Genomic DNA, 20,302 nt, shown 5'->3' on the forward strand with positions numbered 1-20,302 from the left:
GGCCGGCGCGTCCGGCCGGGGACCTCGGCGTCAGTCCGTGGCCCCGAGGTCCCGGAAGACCGCGAGCGCGCCCGGGTCGTCGATGGTCGGGGGCACCGGCTCGTCCCGCCCCTCTACCAGGCCACGCATGGTGCGACGGAGGATCTTGCCGGACCGGGTCTTCGGCAGGGCCGGCACCACGGCCACCCGGCGGAACGCCGCGACCGGGCCGATCCGCTGCCGGACCAGGGCGACCAGCTCACCGGCGAGCGCCTCCGGGTCCACCTCGGCGCCGGCCTTGAGCACCACGTACCCGCTGGGCACCTGGCCCTTGAGCGCGTCGGCCACCCCGATCACCGCGCACTCGGCCACCGCCGGGTGGGCCGCCAGCACCTCCTCCATCGCCCCGGTGGAGAGCCGGTGCCCGGCCACGTTGATCACGTCGTCGGTGCGGCCCATCACGTAGAGGTAGCCGTCGTCGTCGAACCGGCCGCCGTCGCCGGTCAGGTAGTGGCCGGGGAAGGTGGCGAGGTAGGAGCGGACGAACCGCTCGTCGTCGCCCCACAGCGTGGGCAGGCAGCCGGGCGGCAGGGGCAGCCGGATCACGATCGAGCCGTCGACGCCGGCCGGCACCTCCCGGCCCGCGCCGTCGACCACCCGCACGTCGTAGCCGGGGACCGGCACGGACGGTGAGCCGGCCTTGATCGGCAGCGGCTCCAGGCCGCGCGGGTTGGCCGCCACCGGCCAGCCGGTCTCCGTCTGCCACCAGTTGTCCACCACCGGTACGCCGAGCCGCTCGCCCGCCCAGGCCCAGGTGTCCGGGTCCAGGCGTTCACCGGCCAGGAAGAGGGTGCGCAGCGCGCCGAGGTCGTACCGGGAGAGGTGCGCGCCGTCCGGGTCCTGCCGGCGGATCGCCCGGATCGCGGTGGGCGCGGTGAACAGCGCGGCCACCCGGTGCTCGGCGGCGACCCGCCAGAACGCCCCGGCGTCCGGGGTGCCGACCGGCTTGCCCTCGTAGAGCACGGTGGTCGCGCCGGTGAGCAGCGGCGCGTAGACGATGTAGGAGTGGCCGACCACCCAGCCCACGTCGGAGGCGGCCCAGAACACGTCGCCCGGCTCGATCCCGTAGACGTTGCGCATCGACCAGCGCAGCGCCACCGCGTGCCCGCCGTTGTCCCGCACGACGCCCTTCGGGCGGCCGGTGGTGCCGGAGGTGTAGAGGATGTAGAGCGGGTCGGTGGCGGCGACCGGCACGCACTCCGCCGGCTCGGCGTCCGCCATCGCGTCGTCCCAGGTGAGGTCGCGGCCGGCGACCAGCGGCGCCGGCTCCTGCGGGCGCTGTACCACCACGCAGTGCCGCGGCGCGTGGTCGGCCTCGTCGAGCGCGGCGGCGAGGATCGGGTGGTACGGCACCACCCGGTCGACCTCGATGCCGCACGAGGTGGCCACCACCACCGTCGGCCGGGCGTCGTCGATCCGCACGGCCAGCTCGTGCGCGGCGAAGCCGCCGAAGACCACCGAGTGCACCGCGCCGATCCGGGCGCAGGCCAGCATGGCGATCACCGCCTCCGGCACCATGGCCAGGTAGAGCAGCACCCGGTCACCGGGCCGGACGCCGAGCCGGCGCAGCGCCCCGGCGAACCGGGCGGTCTCGGCGAGCAGCTCGGCGTACGTGAGGGTGCGGACCGTGCCGGTGACCGGGCTGTCGTGGATCAGCGCCGGCTGGTCGCCCCGGCCGGCGGCGACGTGCCGGTCGAGCGCGTTGTGGCAGGTGTTGAGCCGCCCGTCCGGAAACCACCGGTACAGCGGCGCGGCCGAGTCGTCGAGGATCCGCTCCGGGGGCGTGAACCAGTCGATGTCCCCGGCCGCGTCCCGCCAGAAGCCGGTCGGGTCGGCGATGCTCCGCTCGTACGCTGATCGATACGCGCCCATGCCGCCATGCTGACCCGGGTCGGGTCCGGGCACGACGGTCGACCGGGGCCGGTGCGCCGGAAGCGCGTCCCGGCTCGGTGAGCGGCCCGGAGCCGCCGACGGGCGGTCGCCCGTCGGCCCGGCTGGCTCATCCCGACGGGCGACGGATGAACCGGGCGGCGCCGGGTAATGCCAACGCCGTCCTGGTGGAGTGACGACCGGCGTCGCGGCGTACCGCGACCCCGCGGGCGGACGGTGACACGCCGTCCGCCCGCGTGCCGCCGGATTTTTTGATCAAGAGGGTTCCGTCGACTAGCGTGCGCCCACGTGAAATCGATGCGCATTTTCCCTGTCGTGCTGGCCTGCGTCGCGGTCACGGCGCTGAGCGCCTGCGGCGGCGAGGACAGCTCCACCCGGGCCGACTCCGCCGCCACTTCCGCCGCGCCGACGCCCGCCTCGTCGACCCCCTCCACCGCCCCGACCTCGGCGGCCGCCGCGGCCACCGTCGGCGAGAAGGACCTCTGCACCTCCGCCAAGAAGATCAACGACGAGATGAAGGCGAAGCTCGTCGCGGCCATGCAGTCCAGCGGCGACACGAACGCCCAGCTCGCGAAGATCCTCAAGGAGCTGGGCGGAAAGGTCAGCGCACTGGTCGCGACCGCCGGCGACGGCCCGGCGGCCACCGCCCTGCGGCAGTTCAGCGTGGAGGTCACCAAGGCCGCGGCGGCCCCCGACCCGGTCACCGCCGCCGACAACCCGACCATGGCCAAGGCCGGCGAGGACTTCAACGCCGCCTGCAAGGCGGTCGGCGTCACCACCGTCTTCTGAGCGACGCCGGGACGCGCGGGCGGGCTGCCGCCCGCGCGTCCTGCGGTGATCAGTTGCCGGTGACCCAGTTCCAGGCGGAGACCACCCACTCGGTCTGCTGGAGGTAGGCCACCCCGACCCCGACCAGGAACAGCGCGGTGATCAGGTGGGCGCCGCGGGCGCCGCGGCGCACCCGGCCGAGCTGCCGCTCCAGGATCAACCGGCCGAGCAGCCGGGAAAGCGCGAACAGGCCGACCGCGGTGAGCAGGCTGAGGACGAACGTGAGCAGCGGAGCGATCAGGTTGCCCCGACCGGAGATCGCCCAGATGCCCCAGCAGACGAACGCGAACAGGGCGCCGGCGGCGCTCCACTCACCTCCCCGGCGGGCCTGGGTGAGGTGCCAGCTCATCGACCGGCGCGGCGCCGGCTCGCCGGACCAGTCGGCGTGCTCGACGGTCGGGAACTGCTCGGTGCGGGGCGTACGCGGTCGGCCGACCGCCGCCACCCCGCGCCGGAACGCGTCCCGCTGCTCGGGCACCGGCTGGGGCGGCACCTCCACGGTGCGCTCCGCCCACGGCTGTGTCTGGTCCGCCATCTTCCGTCCTCCCCCTCGACCGACGTCGGCCACGGTTCCGAGGGTAGCCACCCGGCAAATAGGGTGCCGACCCCCACGGTGATGGGGTACACACGGGCGATGACCGACGCGGTGGTGCCCCGGGCCGACGACTTCGACGAGATCGCCGCGCTCCTCGCGCTGGCCTTCCACGGCGACCTCAACCCCGAGCTCCAGGCGGTCGAGCGCCCGATCTTCGAGCCGGAACGCTCGCTCCTGGTCCGCGACGCCGGCACGGCGGTGGCGCACGCCGCCGCGTTCAGCCGCGACCTGACCGTACCCGGGGCGACCGTGCCGGCGGCACACGTCACCATGGTCGCGGTCGCCCCCACGCACCGCCGGCGGGGTCTGCTCAGCGGGCTCATGCGCCGGCAGCTGCGCGAGGTCCGCGACGCCCGGCACGAGCCGGTCGCGGTGCTCTGGGCCAGCGAGGGACGGATCTACCCCCGGTTCGGCTACGGCTCGGCCGCGCAACGGCTGATCCTGAGCGCCGACACCACCGGGCTGCGACTGCCCGCCCCGACGGCCGCCGAGGGCACGCTGCGCCTGGACCGCCCGGTCGCGCACCGCGACGAGCTGGCCCGACTGTACGAGCGGGCGCGCGCCGACCGGCCCGGCTGGTCCCGACGCGACGAGCGCTGGTGGACGTACGTGCTGGCGGACGTGACGAGCCGGCGGCAGGGCGCGACCGAGCGGCGGGTGCTGCGGCACGACGGACCGGAAGGGCTCGACGGGTACGCGCTCTACCGGACGAAGGAGGAGTGGGTCGGCGAGGTCCCCCGCGGCGAGGTACGGGTCGACGAGGTCGTCGCGGTCACGCCGGAGGCGTACCTGGCGCTGTGGCGGCTGCTGCTCTCGGTCGACCTGACCCGTCGGTTGTCGTTCCCGATCGCGGCCGTCGACGAGCCGCTGCTGCGCCTGGTCGACGAGCCGCGTCAGCTCGCCCCGCAGCTCGTCGACGGGCTCTGGGTGCGGGTGGTGGACGTGCCGGCCGCGCTCGCCGCCCGTCGCTGGGCCACCGACGTGGACGTGGTGATCGAGGTCACCGACGAGCTGCTGCCGGAGAACACCGGCCGGTGGCGGCTCGTCGGCGGGCCGGGCGGGGCGGAGTGCGCCGCCACCACCGCACCGGCGGGGCTGGCCTGCGACGTGCGCGCGCTCGGCGAGCTGTACCTGGGCGGCACCACCCCGGCCGCGCTGGCCGGCACCGGCCGCGTCCGCGAACTGGTCCCGCACACCCTCCGTACCGTCTCGCCGGCCTTCACCTGGCACCGCGCCCCCGCCCCGATGGAGAACTTCTGACGGGTCCCGGGGCGGTACGGTCGGGGAATGGGTGAGGCGGAGCGACGGCGACGGCGACTGCGGCATCAGTCCGAGGCGGTCGACACCGGCGCGGCGAGCGCGCACCCGACCCGCGAGACGGGCGCCGACACGTCCGGGGCGGCGGGCGCGGCCGTGGAGACGAGCGCGAGCACGTCCGGGGTGCACGACGACGTCGCGCCCCGCCCACCGCACGGCCCCCGGCGGGCCGAGCACGGGCCCCCGGACGGCGGCTCGCGATCGCCGCGCGGCACCCGACGTGCCGAGCCGGAGTCGGAACCACGGGGCCGGCGCGCCGGCCCCACCGCAGACGAAGGCGAGCGCGGGCTGCGCGGTCTGGTCGGTTCGGGGTCGTCGCAGGTGAGCGTGACCGCGGCGATGCGGGCCCGGGACGCCGCCCGCCCCACCGACGACGACCTCGCCGAGGCCGAGGAACGGATGGTGCTGGTCCGCCGCAACTGGGTGCCCCGCGAGGAGCTGCCGCGCGGCGGACGCTGACGGCCGCACCCGGGCGGGTGCGGCCGGAGGCGGATCAGGCGGGCAGCTCGGGCAGCCGGCGGCTCTGCTCGTAGTCGGCCACCTGGGCGATCCGCCGGCTGTGCCGGGGGTTGCCGGAGAACGGCGTGGTCAGGAACGCCTCGACCAGGGCGGTGGCCTCGTCCAGCGTGTGCTGCCGGGCGCCGATCGCGACGATGTTGGCGTCGTTGTGCTCCCGCGAGAGCTGGGCGGTGTCCACGTTCCAGGCGAGCGCCGCCCGGACGCCGGCCACCTTGTTCGCGGCGATCTGCTCGCCGTTGCCCGAGCCGCCGATCACCACGCCCAGGCTGCCCGGGTCGCCGACCACCCGGTCACCGGTGTGCAGGCAGAACGCCGGGTAGTCGTCGTCCGGGTCGAAGGCGTGCGGACCGACGTCCACCACCTCGTAGCCCTGCTTGGCCAGGTGGTTGGCCAGGTGCACCTTCAACTCGAAGCCGGCGTGGTCGGATCCCAGGTAGACGCGCATACCGCGCAGTCTGACAGGCCCGCCTCGCAGCCGGCGCGCGGGCGGCGGCTGCGAGGCGGATTCGTCACACGGTCAGTGGGGCAGCTCGGCCACCACCAGGCCGGCCCGCGCCTTCGGGGTGAACCAGGTGCTCTTGCGCGGCATCTTCTCCCGGGCCAGGTTGACCGCGACGAAGTCGTCCACGGTCACCGGCGCCACCAGCACGGCCAGCTCGGCACGGCCGGCGTCGACCTCGCCGGTCAGCCAGCTCGCCGGGTAGTCGCCGCCCACGTACGTGATCCGCTTGTCGCCCGGGTCGAGACCGAGCGCGTCGCGCAGCAGCAGCCGCTCGACCAGCGCGTGGTCGAGGTTCTCCAGCCGGCCGGCGCCGACGTGCGGCAGCGTCACCGCGTACCCCCGGCCGGCGAGGTGCAGGTGCACGGCGCCGCCGGTGGCCGGGACGCCGAGGGGGCCGTCCGCCTGGGTGACCTCCGCGCCGGCGGCGCGGAGCCGGTCGAGCAGCTCCTCCGGGGTTGTGGTCAGCTCGCTGACCAGCCGGTTGTAGGGCTGGATGGCGACCGACGCGGGCGTGGTGACCACCGCCAGGAAGCGCGGGAAACCGCCGGTCTGCGCGGCCAGGCTGCGGTGGTTGCCGTCCGCCACCACCAGCTCGCCGCCGCCGGCCAGGGCGGTCAGCTCGTCCTGCGTCCGGCCGGGGCCGACCAGCCAGATGGCGTGGGTGCGGCCGGACTGGTCGACGTCGGTCGCGGCGGGCGCGCCGGCCGTCTCGGTCGCCGCCGCGAGCGCGGCGTGCAGCTCGTCGCCCCGCCCGGTCTGGAGCAGGAGTACGGGTGAGAGCAGGTGACCGAGCGCCTCGGCCAACGCGACGCGCTCGCGCACCTTGGCGATGAACACGTCCTCGTTGCGGATCACCAGACCCGGCTCGTCGGCCCGGGTGGAGATCTGGTCGGTGTCGACCATCGCCCACAGCCCGTACGCGCTCTCCTCACCGGGCGCGCTGATCCGGTAGAGCACCACGACCTGCTCGGCCGGGGTGTAACTGCCGTCCGCCTTGGCCTCGCCGAGGCGGGCCACCGCGTCCGGCAGCGCGTCGAGGAAGGACTTCCCCAGGCTGCCCGGCGCCCGGTGGGGCATCTCGATGCCCAGGGCACTGTGCGGGTTCGCCTCGACGATGGCGGTGATCTCCGCGTCGTCGGCGAACTCGTCGTAGTTCTGCGCGCCGGTGCCGCCAGTGGTGATCCAGGCCCGGGCGATCGGATGCACGACCGTCATGCCCGCTGACGCTACCCGGGCCCGCTCCGCCGCCGCCGCCGGACTCGCTCCCTTCCACCAGGTGAAAGGAAGGGCCCCCTGTTAACGCCTGCGGTAGAGGAGGGGCCCCTGCTTAACAGCGGTCGGGGTCAGGCGGTGGGGTTGCGGTGCCGGCCGGGCGTCGCGGGACGGCGGGTCGGCGCAGCCGGACGGGAGCCGGCGTTGAGGCGTACCGTCGTCGCCCCCGCGGTGGCCGGGAGGCCGGCGGCGCCGGACCGGGCCGGGGCACGGCCGGGGCGGTCGGCCTCGGGCGGGGTCATCCGCGAGGTGGCCACCACCCGGGCCACGCCGACCACGATCGGCGGGGCCAGCAAATCGGCCAGGTCGGCCGGGCCGGCCGGCCAGTCGCCCTCGGCCACGGACCAGTACGTCGCACCGGAGTCCTCGGTCGCCGGCTGCGGCGCGTCGTCGGACATGCGGCGGTGCTTACCCATGGGAACGCCTCCAGGAGCTGCCGTGGTGCGGCCTCGTTCGGGCCGCCGGCTGGGACACCCGGTGAAACGAGCCCCGCGCCGACCCGGTGACGGGCGGCGCGGGGCTCGGCGCGCTGCGGCGCGGGTTGTTAATAAGGGGCCCCGCCTCTACCAGAGGCGTTAAGAGGGGGCCCTTCCTTACCCCTCAGTCGAAGATGGGGCCCTGGGTGCGGGTGCGCTTGAGCTCGTAGAAGCCCGGCGTCGCGGAGACCAGCAGCACGCCGTCCCAGAGGCGGCCGGCCGCCTCCCCCTTCGGCGCCGGCGTGATCACCGGACCGAAGAACGCCACCTGCCGGCCGTCCGGCCCCGGGGCGTGGACCACCGGGGTGCCCACCTCGGTGCCGACCGGCCGCATGCCCGCCTCGTGGCTGGCCCGCAGCGCGTCGTCGTACTGCGTCGACTCGGCGGCGTCGGCGAGCGCCGGGTCCAGGCCGACGTCGGTGAGCGCGCCCACCAGCATGTCCCGACCCAACTCCTCCTTGCCGAGGTGGATCCGGGTGCCCATGGCGGTGTAGAGCTTCGCCAGCGCCTCGGCCCCGTGGGCCTGCTCGACGGCGATGCACACCCGCACCGGACCCCACCCCTTGCGCATCAGGTCCTGGTACTCCTCGGGCAGGTCCCGGCCCTCGTTGAGCACGGCCAGGCTCATCACGTGGAACCGGATGTCCACGTCCCGGACCTGCTCGACCTCCAGCAGCCAGCGGGAGGTGATCCACGCCCACGGGCACAGCGGGTCGAACCACATGTCCGCGGTGACACGTTCGGTCACGGTGTCATCCCTTCACGACTTTCCCCGCGCCGGGAGCCCGGCGCCTTCACCTCCGATCCTCACCCCGCGCCGCATCGACCGGTACCGGAATGAGAGCGTGACCTCGGCCACCGAAAGCGGTGTGTGCATGGAAGACTCGGTTTCGGCCGGCCGCCACGAGCGGACCGGGGCGAGGCCGGTGCCGCGGGGCGCGGCGAGACGAGTGGGATGGAGACGAACAGTGCCGGGAGTGCGCAACCTGACCCAGGTCGAGGCGACCGAGCGGGCCCGCCTGCTCGAGGTGACCGGGTACGACATCAGCCTTGACCTGTCGACCGCCGTGCAGCCCACCGGCCGCACGTTCCGCTCGGTGACCGAGGTCCGGTTCCACTGCACCGAGCCGGGCGCGACCACCTTCATCGAGACGGCCGCCGAGTCGGTGCGCTCGGCCACGCTCAACGGCGATCCGGTCGACCTGTCCGACTGGTCCGCCGAGAAGGGCCTCACGCTGACCGGCCTGGCCGCCGAGAACGTGCTCGTGGTGGACGCCGACTTCGGCTACTCGAACAGCGGGCAGGGTCTGCACCGCACGGTCGACCCGGTGGACGGCGAGACCTACCTCTACAGCCAGTTCGAGACCGCCGACGCGCAGAAGGTCTACGCCTGCTTCGACCAGCCCGACCTGAAGAGCGTCTACACCTGGCACGCCACCGTCCCGGACCACTGGCGGGTCGTGTCGAACATGCCGGTGGAGCGCGAGGAGGCCGCCGGTGAGGGCCTGAAGACCGTGCACTTCACCGTGTCGGAGCGGATGAGCACCTACATCACCGCGCTCTGCGCCGGGCCGTACCACGAGGTGCGCCACACCCACGACGGCATCGACATGGGCTACTTCTGCCGGGCCAGCATGGCGCCGCACCTGGACGCCGACGACCTGCACCTGATCACCACGCAGGGTTTCGACTTCTTCCAGGAGAAGTTCGGCGTCCGCTACCCGCTGCCCAAGTACGACCAGCTCTGGGTGCCCGACTTCAACGCCGGCGCGATGGAGAACTTCGGCTGCGTCACGCACGCCGAGTCGCACTACATCTTCCGCTCCCAGGTCACCGACTTCGAGTACGAGCAGCGCGCCAACACGGTCCTGCACGAGCTGGCGCACATGTGGTTCGGCGACCTGGTCACCATGCGCTGGTGGAACGACCTGTGGCTGAACGAGTCGTTCGCCGAGTGGGCCAGCCACTGGTGCAACACCAACGCCACCCGATTCACCGACGCCTGGACGACGTTCCTGTCCATCCGCAAGAACTGGGGCTACCGGCAGGACCAGCTCTCCTCCACCCACCCGGTCTACTGCGAGATGCCGGACCTGGAGGCCGTCGAGGTCAACTTCGACGGCATCACGTACGCCAAGGGCGCCAGCGTGCTCAAGCAGCTCGTCGCGTACGTGGGTGAGGAGCCGTTCCTGGCCGGCCTGCGCGCCTACTTCGGCAAGCACGCCTGGGGCAACGCCACCTTCGACGACCTGCTCTCCGAGCTGGAGGCGGCCTCCGGCCGGGAGCTGCGCAAGTTCGCCGCCCAGTGGCTGGAGACGGCGCAGGTCAACACGCTGCGCCCGGAGGTGACGATCGGCGCCGACGGTGCGTACGAGCGGGTGCTGGTCCGACAGGAGGCGCCGGCCGGGTACCCGACGCTGCGTACCCACCGGATCGGGGTGGGTCTCTACGACCTGACCGACGGCCGCCTGGTCCGCCGCGAGCTGGTCGAGACGGACGTGACCGGTGAGGTGACCGAGCTGTCCGCGCTGCACGGCAAGCCCGCCGCGGACGTGCTGCTGCTCAACGACGAGGACCTCACCTACACCAAGCTGCGCCTGGACGAGCGGTCCATGTCGACGGTGGTGCAGCACATCTCCGGTTTCGACTCGTCGCTGGCCCGGGCGCTGTGCTGGACGGCCGCCTGGGACATGACCCGCGACGCCGAGCTGTCCGCCCGCGACTACGTGGCGCTGGTGCTGGCCGGGCTGACCGCCGAGACCGACATCAACCTGGTGACCGCCACGCTGCGGCAGGCCACCACGGCGCTCACCTTCTACGCCGACCCGGCGTGGGCGCCGACCGGCTGGGCGGACCTGGCCCGCACCGCGCGGACCGCGCTCGCCGCGGCCGAGCCGGGCAGCGGCTTCCAGCTCGCCTGGGCCCGGGCGTACGCCTCCGCGGCCCGCTCCAGCGAGGACCTGGCGACGCTGCGCGGCTGGCTGGACGGCAACGGCGTGCCGGACGGGCTGACCGTCGACACCGAGCTGCGCTGGGCCGTGCTGCAGGCGCTCGTCGCCAACGGTGCGGCGGGTCCGGCCGAGGTGGACGCCGAGCTGGCGGGCGACCGCACGGCCAGCGGCGAGCGGGAGGCCGCCTACGCGTACGCGCTGGTGCCGACCGAGGCGAACAAGGCCGCGGTCTGGGCGCAGCTCACCGGCCCGGACGCGCTGCCCAACTGGCGCAACCGGGCGCTGCTGCAGGGCTTCACCCACCCGGCGCAGGTCGAGCTGACCGCGCCCTACCGGGAGCGCTACTTCGCCACCGTCGACCAGGTGTGGGCGCAGCGGGACAGCGAGCCGGCGCAGGAGTTCGTGCAGCTCGCCTACCCGGCCTACCTGGTCGACGAGGACACGGTCGCGGCGACCGACGCCTGGCTGGCCCGGGACGGCCAGCCGGCGTCGCTGCGCCGCCTGGTGGCCGAGGGACGCGACGGCGTGGTCCGCGCGCTGAAGGCCCGGGAGCGGGACGCCCGCAGCGCCTGAGCAGGGAGCACGACGGCCGGGGCCGGCGTGGGTGGGAGCCCGCGCCGACCCCGGCCGTTTATCGTGTACGGAGGAGGTGGACGTGATGGCACAGCCGATCTACGAGTGGCGGCCACCCGAGCGCGACTGGCGGGAGCAGGATCTCTTCGACCTGCCCGAGGACGGTAACCGCTACGAGATCATCGACGGGAGCCTGCACGTGACCCCACCCCCGGGGTTCGCCCACCAGGAGTTGGCGGACGATCTGCGCATGGCCCTCCGCCTCGCCGCGCCTGCCGGATGGCGGGTCATCCGGGAAGCCGGCCTGCGCGCGCCTGGCAGCAATCTCATTCCCGACATCAGCGTGGTCAAGCCGGACGCCCCCCGCGACGGCCTGTGGCTGCACGCGGCGGACGTGGCGCTGGTGGTGGAGGTGGAGTCGCCGAGCAGCCGGCGGCACGACCGTTTCACCAAGCCCTCCGTCTACGCCGAGGCCGGCATCCCGCACTACTGGCGGGTGGAGCGGGGCGAGTTCGGGCCGGTGATCTACCGCTACCAGCTGACCAAGGGCGTGCACTACGAATCGCTCGGCACGGTTGGCCCCGACGATCCGGTGCAGGTCGACGAGCCGTGGCCGATGCGGCTCGACCCTTCCGCCTGGCCGCGCTGAGACCACGAGAAAGCCCGGCCCACGCGTACGCGGGCCGGGCTTCGTCGTGCGGGTGGGCGGGCGCTCAGCCCTTGCCGGCGTGGCTGGCGAGCTGGTCGAGGCCCTGGATGACGCCGCCGGCCAGGTCGCCGCCGCCGAAGGCGGCCACCATGGAGAGCGCGGCCAGCTTGGCGTACGTGTCCGGGATGCGCTTGCGCGCGTACTTGCCGGTGACGATCTCCAGCTGCCGCTGGTTGGGCGACACGGCGATCAGCACCGACTTGTCCGGCTCGGCGAGCTGCCGGTGCAGCCGCTCGGCGTGCTCCCGGATCGGCTCGTCGAGGCCGCCCACGTAGACCGAGAAGACCAGGCCGGTGCCCTGGTCGGCCAGGCGGAGCGCCTCGTCGATGCGGAGCAGCTGCCGGGTCGAGAACGGCCCGTCCAGCACGTCGGGCGGGGTGCCCGTCCCGGTCATGGGCCGCGCTTCACCAACGGTCACTTGCGCCTCCGGTTCCACCGGCCGGCGCCTCCCGGCCGGCCTGCTCCTGCTTGCGGCTGGTCAGCGCCGGGGCCTGCGCCCCGGCGGTCAGCGCCGTGCCGGCCGAGTCGGCCAGCTGCTCCGGACGGCCCAGGAACCAGACCGGAGTGAAGTCGAAGGGCCGGCCCGGCCGGTAGCGCTTGGCGCCGCCACCGCTGCCACGGTTGCCGACGGCCGCCAGCCCGGCGATCACCAGCACCGCGGCGAGCGGGATGCCGACGAAGACCACCAACGTCTCGGTAACAGACAATCCCAACGCCCCCAGGCGGAAAGAGAGACCAGGAATGTTCCGGGTCGGGTGGACGGTCACGACGGGCCGCGCCCGACCTCGCTTGTGATGTTCACGTTAGCGGAGTCGGCGGCCCGCCAGATTGCGGGGTGCTGATCCCATCCGCCACAGCAGTGCTCCAGTTGCGCGGCAGTGGCGATCAATGTCGCGTCGTCGCCGTACCGGCCGGTGAGCAGCACCCCGACCGGCAGGCCCTCGGCGGTCCGGCCGACCGGCAGCGAAACGGACGGGTCGCCGGTGACGTTGAAGACGGCGCAGTACGGCGAGAAGCGTCGCTGCCGGTCGAAATCCTCGGCCGGGTCGAGCGCGGCGAACGCGCCGACCGGCGCCTGCGGAGCCGCCAGCGTGGGGCAGAGCAGCAGGTCGCAGCCGGCGGTGCGGCGCACCCCGCGGCGCACCTGGGCCTGGAGTTCGCCGAGCGCGGCCATCAGCCGGGCGGCGCCGAGCGCCTCGCCCCGCTCGCGCAGGAACCGGGTCAGCGGCAGCAGGTCGTCTTCGCGGTCGGCGGGCACCGGGGCGAGCGCCAGCGCGTACCAGACGGTTTCGAACATCGGCCAGGCCTCCGGGCCGAGCGGCGCGGGGACCTCGACCACCTCGTGGCCGGCCTCGGTGAGCAGCGCGGCGGCCCGGTCGACGGCGGCGACGCAGTCGGGGTGGACCGGCTCGTCGGCGAGCATCGGCGTGGTGAAGCGACCGATCCGCAGCCGGCCGGGGACGGTGCGGGCGACGCCGAGGTAGCCGCCCGCCGGGGCGGCCGGTGGGAGGTAGGGCTCCCCGGGCACCGGTTGCGCCAGCACGTCGAGCAGCGCCGCCACGTCGGTGACGGTGCGCCCGAGCGGGCCGTTGGTGGGCAGCCCGAACGCGCCGAAGCCGAGCGGACCGCCGGAGACCAGGCCGCGGCTCGGCTTGTAGCCGACCAGGCCGCAGAGCGCGGCCGGGATGCGCAGCGAGCCGCCGCCGTCGGAGCCCTGCGCCACCGGCGCCAGCCCGGCGGCGACCGCGGCGGCCGCGCCGCCGCTGGACCCGCCCGCCGTGTACGCCAGGTCCCACGGGTTGCGGGCCGGCGGCGCCACCCGCCCCTCGGAGTAGAGCGAGCAGCCCAGCTCGGAGGTGGTGGTCTTGCCGAGGCTGACCAGCCCGGCGGCGGTCAGGAAGCGGACCACGTCGGCATCGACCGGCGGGACGAACTCGGCGAAGGCGGCGGAGCCGAAGGTGGTCCGCACCCCGGCGGTCAACGTGAGGTCCTTGATCGCGGTCGGCACCCCGTGCAGCGGCCCGCGCGCGTCGGCGGGGGCGGCGTCGGCGGCCCGGGCCGCCGCGCGGGCCCGCTCTGCGGTGACCGTGACGAACGCGCCGACGGTGTCGGCGAGCGCGTCGACCCGGCGCAGGTGGTGGTCGACCAGCTCCAGGCTGGACAGCTCACCCCGCCGGATCGCGGCGGCCTGCTCCAGCGCGGTCAGGTCGTGCGGCTCGGCCATCCCGCCATCCTGCCCGCTGTTCGGTCGGACGGCCGGACGACACGACCGAGGTGACCCCGACCGAGCCGCGCACCCTGCGCCTTCGCACCGACCCGTCCTGACAGACGCCCCCGAGGCCGCCGGGTCAGCGGCCGAGCGCGGTCAGGACAGGGTCCCGGGCGGGGCCACCCACTCCGATCGGGGGCCACCGACGTCCGCCAGCAGGTCGAAGTCCCGGTCACAGTGGAGGACGGTCGCGGAGTATTCCGCCGCGACCGCCGCCACCGTGAGGTCAACCGGGCTCGCCGCCCGGTGATGGCCCCGCGCGGTGAGCGCGAGTTGCAGGTCCCGGGCACGGGTGGAGACGGCCTCGGTCACCGGCAGGTCGACCATGACCTGAGCGCGACGGGCGCGGATGGTCATCGCGTCCCGGAAGTCCCGCGCGCTGCGACCGTCCTCGAGATCGAGTGGCAGACATGTCGCGGCCAAGCCCTCCTCCAGGATGGCGCTCACCCGCTTGGCCACGACGGGCAGTCGGAGTCGAGCCCACGCCGAGGTGTCGATGAGATAGAGCCCGCCCGCGACGCTCACGCCGCGTCCTTCTCGCTGGCGGGCACCTTGTCGTCGCCGACGATGCCGGTCCAGTCGCGATCGACCGACAGGAGTTCCCGGATCGCCTCCATCCGCTCGCTGCGCTCGGCGACCAGCCGCAACGCCGCGTGGATCGTGTCCTTCTTGCTCTTTGTGCCGAGTTCACGCCGGGCGCGTTCGAGCAGTTCGTCGTCAAGATCGATGACAGTCTTCACGGAGCGACTATATACTCTTCTAAGCTATTTATATATCGGTTCGGCCGAGGAAGCGCAGGGCGTTGCCGCCGAGCAGCGCGGCCCGCTGGTCGTCGGTGAGGAAGTCGGACCGGTGCACCACCTGCCCGACCGGCCGCTCCCCCAGCGGGTACGGGTAGTCGCTGCCGAGCAGCACCCGGTCGGCGCCCATGGTGTCCACCAGCAGCCGCAGCGCGGCCGGGTCGAACACCACCGAGTCGACGCTGAACCGGTCGACGTAGGAGCTGGGCGGCGCGGTGGACGCCCCGCGTACCAGGTCACCACGGCGGTGCCAGGCGTTGTCGGCGCGCCCCAGCCAGAACGGGAAGCTGCCGCCGCCGTGCGCGAAGCAGATCCGCAGCGTCTCCGGCACCCGGTCGAACACCCCGCCGAGGATCAGCGCCAGCACCGACAGGTGCGTCTCCGCCGGCATCCCGGTCAGCCAGCGGGCCATCCACCGGTCCAGCCGGGGCCCTCCGGGCATGTCCCACGGATGCACGAAGACCGGCGCCCCGACCTCGGCGCAGTGGGTCAGGAACGCCACGATGCCGGCGTCGTCGAGGTCCCGGTCGCCGACGTGGTTGCCGATCTCCACGCCGGCGTGCCCGGCCGCCAGGCAGCGGTCCAGCTCGGCACAGGCGGCGTCCGGGTCCTGCAACGGCACCTGGCAGAACGGCACCAGCCGGTCGCCGTCGGCGGCGGTGACCTCCAGGGTGAGGTCGTTGAAGATCCGGGCCACCTTGACCGCCTGGTCGGCCGGGCGGTCGTAGCTGAAGAAGACCGGGGTGGGCGAGACGACCTGCACGTCGACGCCGTCGGCGGTCATGTCGGCCAGCCGAGTGGGTGCGTCCCAGCACGGCGCGCCGACCGGCCGGAACTCCGTCTCCCCCACCATGATCATGGCCGCGCGCTCGGAGTCCACCCGCAGCCAGGGCCAGCCGGACCCGCCGCACGCCGCGGCGAGGTCCGGCCACCCCTTCGGTACGACGTGCGTGTGCACGTCCACCACCGGCACCGGCATCAGCCCTTGCCCGGGTGCAGCGCGCCGCAGTTGTCGCAGGTGCGGGCCTTCTCGTCGGCGTAGAACGCGGCGAAGACCGGGGGCAGGTCGGCGGCGATGTCGCGCACCTGCAACTCGACCTCGTGCACCTTGTGGTGGCACTCGGCGCAGTACCACTGGAACTTCTCCAGCGTGCCCTCCTCGCGGACCCGCTCGATCACCATGCCGATCGAACCGGCCTCGGGGCGCTGCGGCGAGTGCGGGGTGTTACGCGGGAGCATCCACATCTGACCCTCGCGCACGTGCACCGTACGCGGGCCCTCGGGCAGCATCAGGTTGATGTGCATGTTGCCCTTGACCTGGTAGAAGAACTCCTCGTACGGGTCGACGTGGAAGTCGGTGCGCTGGTTCGGGCCACCCACCACCATGACGATGAAGTCGTCGCTGCCGGGCAGCATCTCCTTGTTGCCCACCGGGGGCTTGAGCAGGTGCTGGTTCTCCCCGATCCAGCCGGAGAAGCTGAACGGCTCGGCGATCTCACTCATGGGGACCTCCCGACGGAAGTAGGGCGACGGCCTGCATCTCGATCAGCAGGTGCGGGTGCGGAAGCTGGTGCACGGCCACCGTGGTCCGGGTCGGCCCGGTGGCGTCGAAGAACTCCGCCCACACCTCGTTGTAGCCACCGAAGTCGTTCATGTTGACCAGGTAGCTGGTGACCTGCACCAGGTCGCTCAGATCGGCGCCGACCGAGCGGAGCAGGTCGCGGATGTTCCCGACCACGGCCCGGGTCTGCTCCCGGATGTCCAGGTCGGTGGTGCCGAACTCGTCCACCGACACCCCGGCGAACGTGTTGTCCGGCCGGCGCGACGACGTACCGGAGACGTAGACGAACCCGCCGGCCACCTTGACGTGCGGGAACGCACCCCGCGGCACGGCCTTGCCGGCCACCACGCGGGCGGTCACGGGAGCGCCTTGAGGGAGGCGGAACCGAGCTTCTCCACTGTGGCGCGGACGTGCGCGCCCGGGCGCAACGGCACCGCGGCGGTGGCCGCGCCGGCCAGGAACACCCAGCCCTTGCGCAGCCGTACGCCGTGCCGGCCGGCCAGCCGCAGGCCCTCGTCCAGCGCCCGGCGCGGGTCGCCGAGGATGGCGGCGGTCGAGCCGACCTGCGCCACCCGCCCGTCGATCTCCAGCAGCACGCCGAGGTTGTCCAGCCCGTCCGGCACCGGCGACCAGGGACCGACCACGAACGCGGCGGCCGAGGTGTTGTCGGCGATCACGTCCGGCAGCGAGAAGGTGAAGTTCGCGTACCGGGAGTCGATCAGCTCGATCGCCGGGGCGACCGCGCGCACCGCCCGGGTGAACGAGCCGACCGGTTCGCCCGGGTCGGGCAGCCGGTCCAGCAGGAACGCCACCTCCGGCTCGACCCGGGGGTGGATGAAGTCGCCCACGTCGACGCCGCCGCCGTCGGGCACCCGCATCACGTCGGTCAGCCGGCCCCAGATCACCTCGTCCACGCCGACCTGCGCCATCTTCGCCTTGCTGGTCAGCCCCATCTTGAGGCCGACCAGCCGCTCACCCCGGTCGAGGCGGCGCTGCACCAGCGCGGTCTGCACCGCGTACGCCGCGTCGACGTCGAGGCCGGTCTCGGCGGCCAGCTGCGGGACCGCGGTGGCGTCGTCGGCCGCCGCGCCCAGCTTCTCCGCGATGCCGGCGATGTCCGGCCCGATCATGCTGCGCCACCTTTCGTTCGCGACTGCGGGGCTCGCAAACCCGGCTCACTCCTCGCGCTCACCGGGTCTCCTTGCCGGCCAGGTCGAGTGCCACGTCCACGATCATGTCCTCCTGGCCGCCGACCATCCGGCGGCGGCCCAGCTCGACCAGGATCGAGCGGACGTCCACGCCGTACTTGGCCGAGGCCCGCTCGGCGTGCCGCAGGAAGCTGGAGTAGACGCCCGCGTACCCGAGGGAGAGCGTCTCCCGGTCGACCTGGACCGGCCGGTCCTGCAACGGGCGGACCAGGTCGTCGGCGGCGTCCATCAGCGCGAACACGTCGCAGCCGTGCTTCCAGCCGTGCAGCTCGGCGACCGCCACGAAGACCTCCAGCGGCGCGTTGCCGGCGCCGGCGCCCATGCCGGCCAGCGACGCGTCCACCCGGACGGTCCGCCCGGCCGGCGACCCGAGCGGGCCGTCGCCGAGGATCCGGCCGTGCTCGACCGCCAGCACGCTGTTCGCCACGCCCAGCGACAGGTTGTGGTGGGCATGGATGCCGATCTGCGTCTCGGGTTCCAGCACCTGCCGGTACGCGTCGACGCGCTGCGCCACGTCCGACATCAGCAGCCGCCCGCCGGAGTCGGTGACGTAGACGCAGTGCGCGCCGTACGACTCCATCAGCTTGGCCTGCGCGGCCAGCCCGGCCGGGTCGTTGAGGTGCGACATCATGAGGAAGCCGGAGACGTCCATCCCGTTCTCCCGGGCCCAGGCGATGTGCTGGGCGGAGATGTCCGCCTCGGTGCAGTGGGTGGCGATCCGCACGCTGGTCACGCCGAGCGCCTTGGCCGCCTTCAGGTCGGCGATGGTGCCGATGCCGGGCAGCAGCAGCGTGGTGAGCCGCGCGTTCGTCAGCACCTCCGCGGCGGCGGCGATCCAGTCCGCGTCGGCGGCGGCGCCGTGCCCGTAGTTGACGCTGGAGCCGGCCAGGCCGTCGCCGTGCGCCACCTCGATGGCGGCCACCCCGGCGGCGTCGAGCGCCGCGGCGATGGTCCGCACCTGGTCGACGGTGTAGCGGTGCCCGATGGCGTGCATGCCGTCGCGCAGTGTCACGTCCTGGATGTAGAGGTCGGTCATCGGGCGCTCACCTCCGTCGCGCGCAGCGCCACCAGCCGCTCGGCGGTACGCAGCGCGGCCGACGTCATGATGTCCAGGTTGCCGGCGTACGCGGGCAGGTAGTGCCCGGCGCCGGAGACCTCCAGGAACACCGACACCTGGAGGCCGGTGACGTGCCGGCCCAGCACCGGCGCGTACGTGTCCACCGGGTCGAACTGCACGTCCTGCTTGAGCCGGTAGCCGGGCACGTACTCCTGCACGGTCGCCACCATGTCGGCCACCGAGGCGGCGATCGCCGCCCGGTCGGCGTCGGCGTCCGGGCAGAGGCAGTAGACCGTGTCGCGCATGAGCAGCGGCGGGTCGGCCGGGTTCAGCACGATGATGGCCTTGCCGCGCTCGGCGCCGCCGACCACCTCGATGGCCCGGGCGGTGGTCTCGGTGAACTCGTCGATGTTGGCCCGGGTACCCGGGCCGGCGGACTTCGAGGCGATCGAGGCGACGATCTCCCCGTACGCGACCGGGGTGACCCGGCCGACCGCGTGCACGATCGGCACGGTGGCCTGGCCGCCGCAGGTGACCATGTTGACGTTCGGCTCGCCCAGGTGCTCGTCGAGGTTCACCGGTGGCACCACGTACGGGCCGATCGCGGCGGGCGTCAGGTCGACGACCGTCCGGCCGTGCGCGCGCAGCACCTCGTCGTGACGCTTGTGCGCGCCGGCCGAGGTGGCGTCGAAGACGAGCTGGACGTCGGCGAACTCGGGCAGCGCGACGAGGCCGTCGACGCCCTCGGCGGTGGTGGTCACGCCGAGCCGGCGGGCCCGGGCCAGGCCGTCGGAGGCCGGGTCGATGCCGGCCATCGCCACCATGCGCAGGCTCTCACTGAGCCGCAGCACCTTGATCATCAGGTCGGTGCCGATGTTGCCCGACCCGAGCACCGCCACACCTGTCGTGGTCACGAAACCTCCCGGGAGAAGCAGGTACGCACCGAGCCGAGCCCGGAGATGCGCGCCTCGTACGCGGCGCCGGGGGTGACCGGCACCATCGGGCCGAGCGCGCCGGAGAGCACCACGTCCCCGGCCTTCAGCGGGTCGCCGGCGCGGGCCATGGTGCCGGCCAGCCACTGCAGCGCGTGCAGCGGGTTGCCGAGGCAGGCCGCGCCGGCGCCGACCGAGACCGGCTCCCCGGCGTGCTCCAGCACCATGCCGCACAGCCGCAGGTCCACGTCGGCGAGCCGGCGGGGCGCGGTGCCGAGCACGAACAGCCCGCTGGAGGCGTTGTCCGCCACCGTGTCCACGATGGAGATGTCCCAGTCGGCGATGCGCGAGTCGACGATCTCGACGGCCGGCAGCACGTGGTCCACGGCCCGGATCAGGTCGACTGTGGTGACCCGCTCGTCCGGCAGGTCGGCGCCGAGCACGAAGGCGATCTCCGCCTCCACCCGGGGCTGGAGCAGCCGGCCGATCGGCACCTCGACGCCGTCGCCGACGGCCATGTCGTCGAAGAGCACCCCGAAGTCGGGCTGGAAGACGCCGAAGCTCTCCTGCACGGTCCGCGACGTCAGGCCGATCTTCGCGCCGACCCGGCGGTGCCCCTTGCCCAGACGCTGCCGGGTGTAGACCTGCTGCGCCTGGTACGCGGCCTCGACGTCGCCCTCGGGCAGCAGCCGGCCGCGCAGCGGCGGGCAGGGTTTCCCCTCCTGCCGGGCCACCGCGAGTTCCCGGTTGGCGGCCTCGATGTCCACTGTCATGTCGGCTCCTCGCTCACTGTCCTCGGGACGC

General features: G+C 73.6%; 23 protein-coding genes. 5 read left to right on the plus strand and 18 right to left on the minus strand.

Annotated elements, in window-relative coordinates; translation table 11 throughout:
- Nucleotides 1-30: 30 nt before the first annotated feature.
- Nucleotides 31-1,911, minus strand: a complete 1,881-nt coding sequence (locus ACN27B_RS03065) for a propionyl-CoA synthetase (RefSeq protein WP_099163984.1) — start codon at nt 1,909-1,911, stop codon at nt 31-33.
- 315 nt (nt 1,912-2,226) lie between these two features.
- Here ACN27B_RS03065 and ACN27B_RS03070 point away from each other — a divergent pair, with 315 nt between their 5' ends.
- Nucleotides 2,227-2,718, plus strand: a complete 492-nt coding sequence (locus ACN27B_RS03070) for a hypothetical protein (RefSeq protein WP_422743411.1) — start codon at nt 2,227-2,229, stop codon at nt 2,716-2,718.
- Nucleotides 2,719-2,767: 49 nt separating this feature from the next.
- Here ACN27B_RS03070 and ACN27B_RS03075 read toward each other — a convergent pair whose 3' ends face one another.
- A complete protein-coding gene (locus ACN27B_RS03075; RefSeq protein ID WP_099163982.1) occupies nt 2,768-3,292 on the minus strand; it encodes a hypothetical protein in 525 nt (174 codons plus the stop codon).
- Between the two features lie 99 nt (nt 3,293-3,391).
- Between ACN27B_RS03075 and ACN27B_RS03080 the strand changes: the two genes are divergently transcribed.
- Both ACN27B_RS03080 and ACN27B_RS03085 read left to right on the plus strand, forming a co-directional pair.
- The gene (locus tag ACN27B_RS03080; protein WP_172967939.1) at nt 3,392-4,612 is read left to right on the plus strand and encodes a GNAT family N-acetyltransferase; all 1,221 of its coding nucleotides are present in this window, start codon (nt 3,392-3,394) and stop codon (nt 4,610-4,612) included.
- A gap of 180 nt (nt 4,613-4,792) precedes the next feature.
- Nucleotides 4,793-5,128 carry a hypothetical protein gene (locus tag ACN27B_RS03085; RefSeq protein WP_422745824.1) on the plus strand — a complete coding sequence of 112 codons (336 nt, stop codon included), beginning with the start codon at nt 4,793-4,795 and terminating at the stop codon, nt 5,126-5,128.
- 34 nt (nt 5,129-5,162) lie between these two features.
- Here the strand turns inward: ACN27B_RS03085 and ACN27B_RS03090 are convergent, their stop codons facing one another.
- The 4 genes from ACN27B_RS03090 to ACN27B_RS03105 form a co-directional block, all read right to left on the minus strand.
- Nucleotides 5,163-5,633, minus strand: a complete 471-nt coding sequence (locus ACN27B_RS03090; RefSeq protein ID WP_091571788.1) for a ribose-5-phosphate isomerase — start codon at nt 5,631-5,633, stop codon at nt 5,163-5,165.
- Nucleotides 5,634-5,705: 72 nt separating this feature from the next.
- Nucleotides 5,706-6,905, minus strand: a complete 1,200-nt coding sequence (locus ACN27B_RS03095) for a DUF1015 family protein (protein WP_422743414.1) — start codon at nt 6,903-6,905, stop codon at nt 5,706-5,708.
- A gap of 128 nt (nt 6,906-7,033) precedes the next feature.
- Complete coding sequence (locus ACN27B_RS03100; protein ID WP_253866192.1) at nt 7,034-7,360, minus strand: hypothetical protein; 327 nt, start codon at nt 7,358-7,360, stop codon at nt 7,034-7,036.
- Between the two features lie 202 nt (nt 7,361-7,562).
- Nucleotides 7,563-8,186 (minus strand): disulfide bond formation protein DsbA, encoded by a 624-nt coding sequence (locus ACN27B_RS03105; RefSeq protein WP_091571778.1) that lies wholly within the window; start codon nt 8,184-8,186, stop codon nt 7,563-7,565.
- Nucleotides 8,187-8,415: 229 nt separating this feature from the next.
- Between ACN27B_RS03105 and pepN the strand changes: the two genes are divergently transcribed.
- A complete protein-coding gene (gene pepN, locus ACN27B_RS03110; RefSeq protein WP_422743416.1) occupies nt 8,416-10,962 on the plus strand; it encodes an aminopeptidase N in 2,547 nt (848 codons plus the stop codon).
- An 85-nt stretch (nt 10,963-11,047) separates the two neighbouring features.
- A complete protein-coding gene (locus ACN27B_RS03115; RefSeq protein WP_422743418.1) occupies nt 11,048-11,611 on the plus strand; it encodes a Uma2 family endonuclease in 564 nt (187 codons plus the stop codon).
- A 64-nt stretch (nt 11,612-11,675) separates the two neighbouring features.
- On the opposite strand, the gene ACN27B_RS03120 is transcribed toward ACN27B_RS03115, so the two are convergent.
- From ACN27B_RS03120 to ACN27B_RS03175, 12 genes are all read right to left on the minus strand, one after another.
- On the minus strand, nt 11,676-12,089 hold the full coding sequence (locus ACN27B_RS03120; protein WP_099163976.1) for a DUF5130 family protein: 414 nt from the start codon (nt 12,087-12,089) through the stop codon (nt 11,676-11,678).
- A complete protein-coding gene (locus ACN27B_RS03125) occupies nt 12,076-12,360 on the minus strand; it encodes a hypothetical protein (RefSeq protein WP_091571767.1) in 285 nt (94 codons plus the stop codon). The genes ACN27B_RS03120 and ACN27B_RS03125 overlap by 14 nt, the downstream gene beginning before the upstream one ends.
- A 74-nt stretch (nt 12,361-12,434) precedes the next feature.
- Nucleotides 12,435-13,895: an amidase gene (locus tag ACN27B_RS03130; RefSeq protein ID WP_422743420.1), complete on the minus strand. Its 1,461-nt coding sequence runs from the start codon at nt 13,893-13,895 to the stop codon at nt 12,435-12,437.
- Between the two features lie 141 nt (nt 13,896-14,036).
- Complete coding sequence (locus ACN27B_RS03135; protein WP_099163974.1) at nt 14,037-14,465, minus strand: PIN domain-containing protein; 429 nt, start codon at nt 14,463-14,465, stop codon at nt 14,037-14,039.
- Nucleotides 14,462-14,680, minus strand: a complete 219-nt coding sequence (locus ACN27B_RS03140; protein WP_091571753.1) for a type II toxin-antitoxin system VapB family antitoxin — start codon at nt 14,678-14,680, stop codon at nt 14,462-14,464. Before ACN27B_RS03140 ends, ACN27B_RS03135 begins: the two co-directional genes overlap by 4 nt.
- A 28-nt stretch (nt 14,681-14,708) precedes the next feature.
- Nucleotides 14,709-15,719, minus strand: a complete 1,011-nt coding sequence (locus ACN27B_RS03145; RefSeq protein WP_099163973.1) for an amidohydrolase family protein — start codon at nt 15,717-15,719, stop codon at nt 14,709-14,711.
- Nucleotides 15,719-16,243: a 3-hydroxyanthranilate 3,4-dioxygenase gene (locus ACN27B_RS03150; protein WP_091571745.1), complete on the minus strand. Its 525-nt coding sequence runs from the start codon at nt 16,241-16,243 to the stop codon at nt 15,719-15,721. Before ACN27B_RS03150 ends, ACN27B_RS03145 begins: the two co-directional genes overlap by 1 nt.
- A complete protein-coding gene (locus ACN27B_RS03155; RefSeq protein WP_422743424.1) occupies nt 16,236-16,661 on the minus strand; it encodes a RidA family protein in 426 nt (141 codons plus the stop codon). The genes ACN27B_RS03150 and ACN27B_RS03155 overlap by 8 nt, the downstream gene beginning before the upstream one ends.
- Complete coding sequence (locus tag ACN27B_RS03160; protein WP_099163971.1) at nt 16,658-17,431, minus strand: 2-keto-4-pentenoate hydratase; 774 nt, start codon at nt 17,429-17,431, stop codon at nt 16,658-16,660. Before ACN27B_RS03160 ends, ACN27B_RS03155 begins: the two co-directional genes overlap by 4 nt.
- Before the next feature lie 58 nt (nt 17,432-17,489).
- Nucleotides 17,490-18,545: a 4-hydroxy-2-oxovalerate aldolase gene (gene dmpG, locus ACN27B_RS03165; protein WP_422743426.1), complete on the minus strand. Its 1,056-nt coding sequence runs from the start codon at nt 18,543-18,545 to the stop codon at nt 17,490-17,492.
- Nucleotides 18,542-19,480: an acetaldehyde dehydrogenase (acetylating) gene (locus ACN27B_RS03170; protein WP_422743428.1), complete on the minus strand. Its 939-nt coding sequence runs from the start codon at nt 19,478-19,480 to the stop codon at nt 18,542-18,544. Before ACN27B_RS03170 ends, dmpG begins: the two co-directional genes overlap by 4 nt.
- Complete coding sequence (locus ACN27B_RS03175) at nt 19,477-20,271, minus strand: 2-keto-4-pentenoate hydratase (protein ID WP_099163968.1); 795 nt, start codon at nt 20,269-20,271, stop codon at nt 19,477-19,479. Before ACN27B_RS03175 ends, ACN27B_RS03170 begins: the two co-directional genes overlap by 4 nt.
- Nucleotides 20,272-20,302: the final 31 nt, after the last annotated feature.

This window comes from Micromonospora sp. WMMD754 (genome assembly GCF_049315235.1).
Classification (GTDB): Bacteria; Actinomycetota; Actinomycetes; order Mycobacteriales; family Micromonosporaceae; genus Micromonospora; species Micromonospora sediminicola.

Excerpts from the sequence above, each read along its gene's own strand:
- ACN27B_RS03065 (WP_099163984.1), bottom strand. The coding sequence starts at position 1,911 with ATGGGCGCGTATCGATCAGCGTACGAGCGGAGCATCGCCGACCCGACC.
- ACN27B_RS03070 (WP_422743411.1), top strand. The coding sequence starts at position 2,227 with ATGCGCATTTTCCCTGTCGTGCTGGCCTGCGTCGCGGTCACGGCGCTG.
- ACN27B_RS03075 (WP_099163982.1), bottom strand. The coding sequence starts at position 3,292 with ATGGCGGACCAGACACAGCCGTGGGCGGAGCGCACCGTGGAGGTGCCG.
- ACN27B_RS03080 (WP_172967939.1), top strand. The coding sequence starts at position 3,392 with ATGACCGACGCGGTGGTGCCCCGGGCCGACGACTTCGACGAGATCGCC.
- ACN27B_RS03090 (WP_091571788.1), bottom strand. The coding sequence starts at position 5,633 with ATGCGCGTCTACCTGGGATCCGACCACGCCGGCTTCGAGTTGAAGGTG.
- ACN27B_RS03095 (WP_422743414.1), bottom strand. The coding sequence starts at position 6,905 with ATGACGGTCGTGCATCCGATCGCCCGGGCCTGGATCACCACTGGCGGC.
- ACN27B_RS03100 (WP_253866192.1), bottom strand. The coding sequence starts at position 7,360 with ATGTCCGACGACGCGCCGCAGCCGGCGACCGAGGACTCCGGTGCGACG.
- ACN27B_RS03115 (WP_422743418.1), top strand. The coding sequence starts at position 11,048 with ATGGCACAGCCGATCTACGAGTGGCGGCCACCCGAGCGCGACTGGCGG.
- ACN27B_RS03130 (WP_422743420.1), bottom strand. The coding sequence starts at position 13,895 with ATGGCCGAGCCGCACGACCTGACCGCGCTGGAGCAGGCCGCCGCGATC.
- ACN27B_RS03145 (WP_099163973.1), bottom strand. The coding sequence starts at position 15,719 with ATGCCGGTGCCGGTGGTGGACGTGCACACGCACGTCGTACCGAAGGGG.
- ACN27B_RS03150 (WP_091571745.1), bottom strand. The coding sequence starts at position 16,243 with ATGAGTGAGATCGCCGAGCCGTTCAGCTTCTCCGGCTGGATCGGGGAG.
- ACN27B_RS03160 (WP_099163971.1), bottom strand. The coding sequence starts at position 17,431 with ATGATCGGGCCGGACATCGCCGGCATCGCGGAGAAGCTGGGCGCGGCG.
- dmpG (WP_422743426.1), bottom strand. The coding sequence starts at position 18,545 with ATGACCGACCTCTACATCCAGGACGTGACACTGCGCGACGGCATGCAC.
- ACN27B_RS03175 (WP_099163968.1), bottom strand. The coding sequence starts at position 20,271 with ATGACAGTGGACATCGAGGCCGCCAACCGGGAACTCGCGGTGGCCCGG.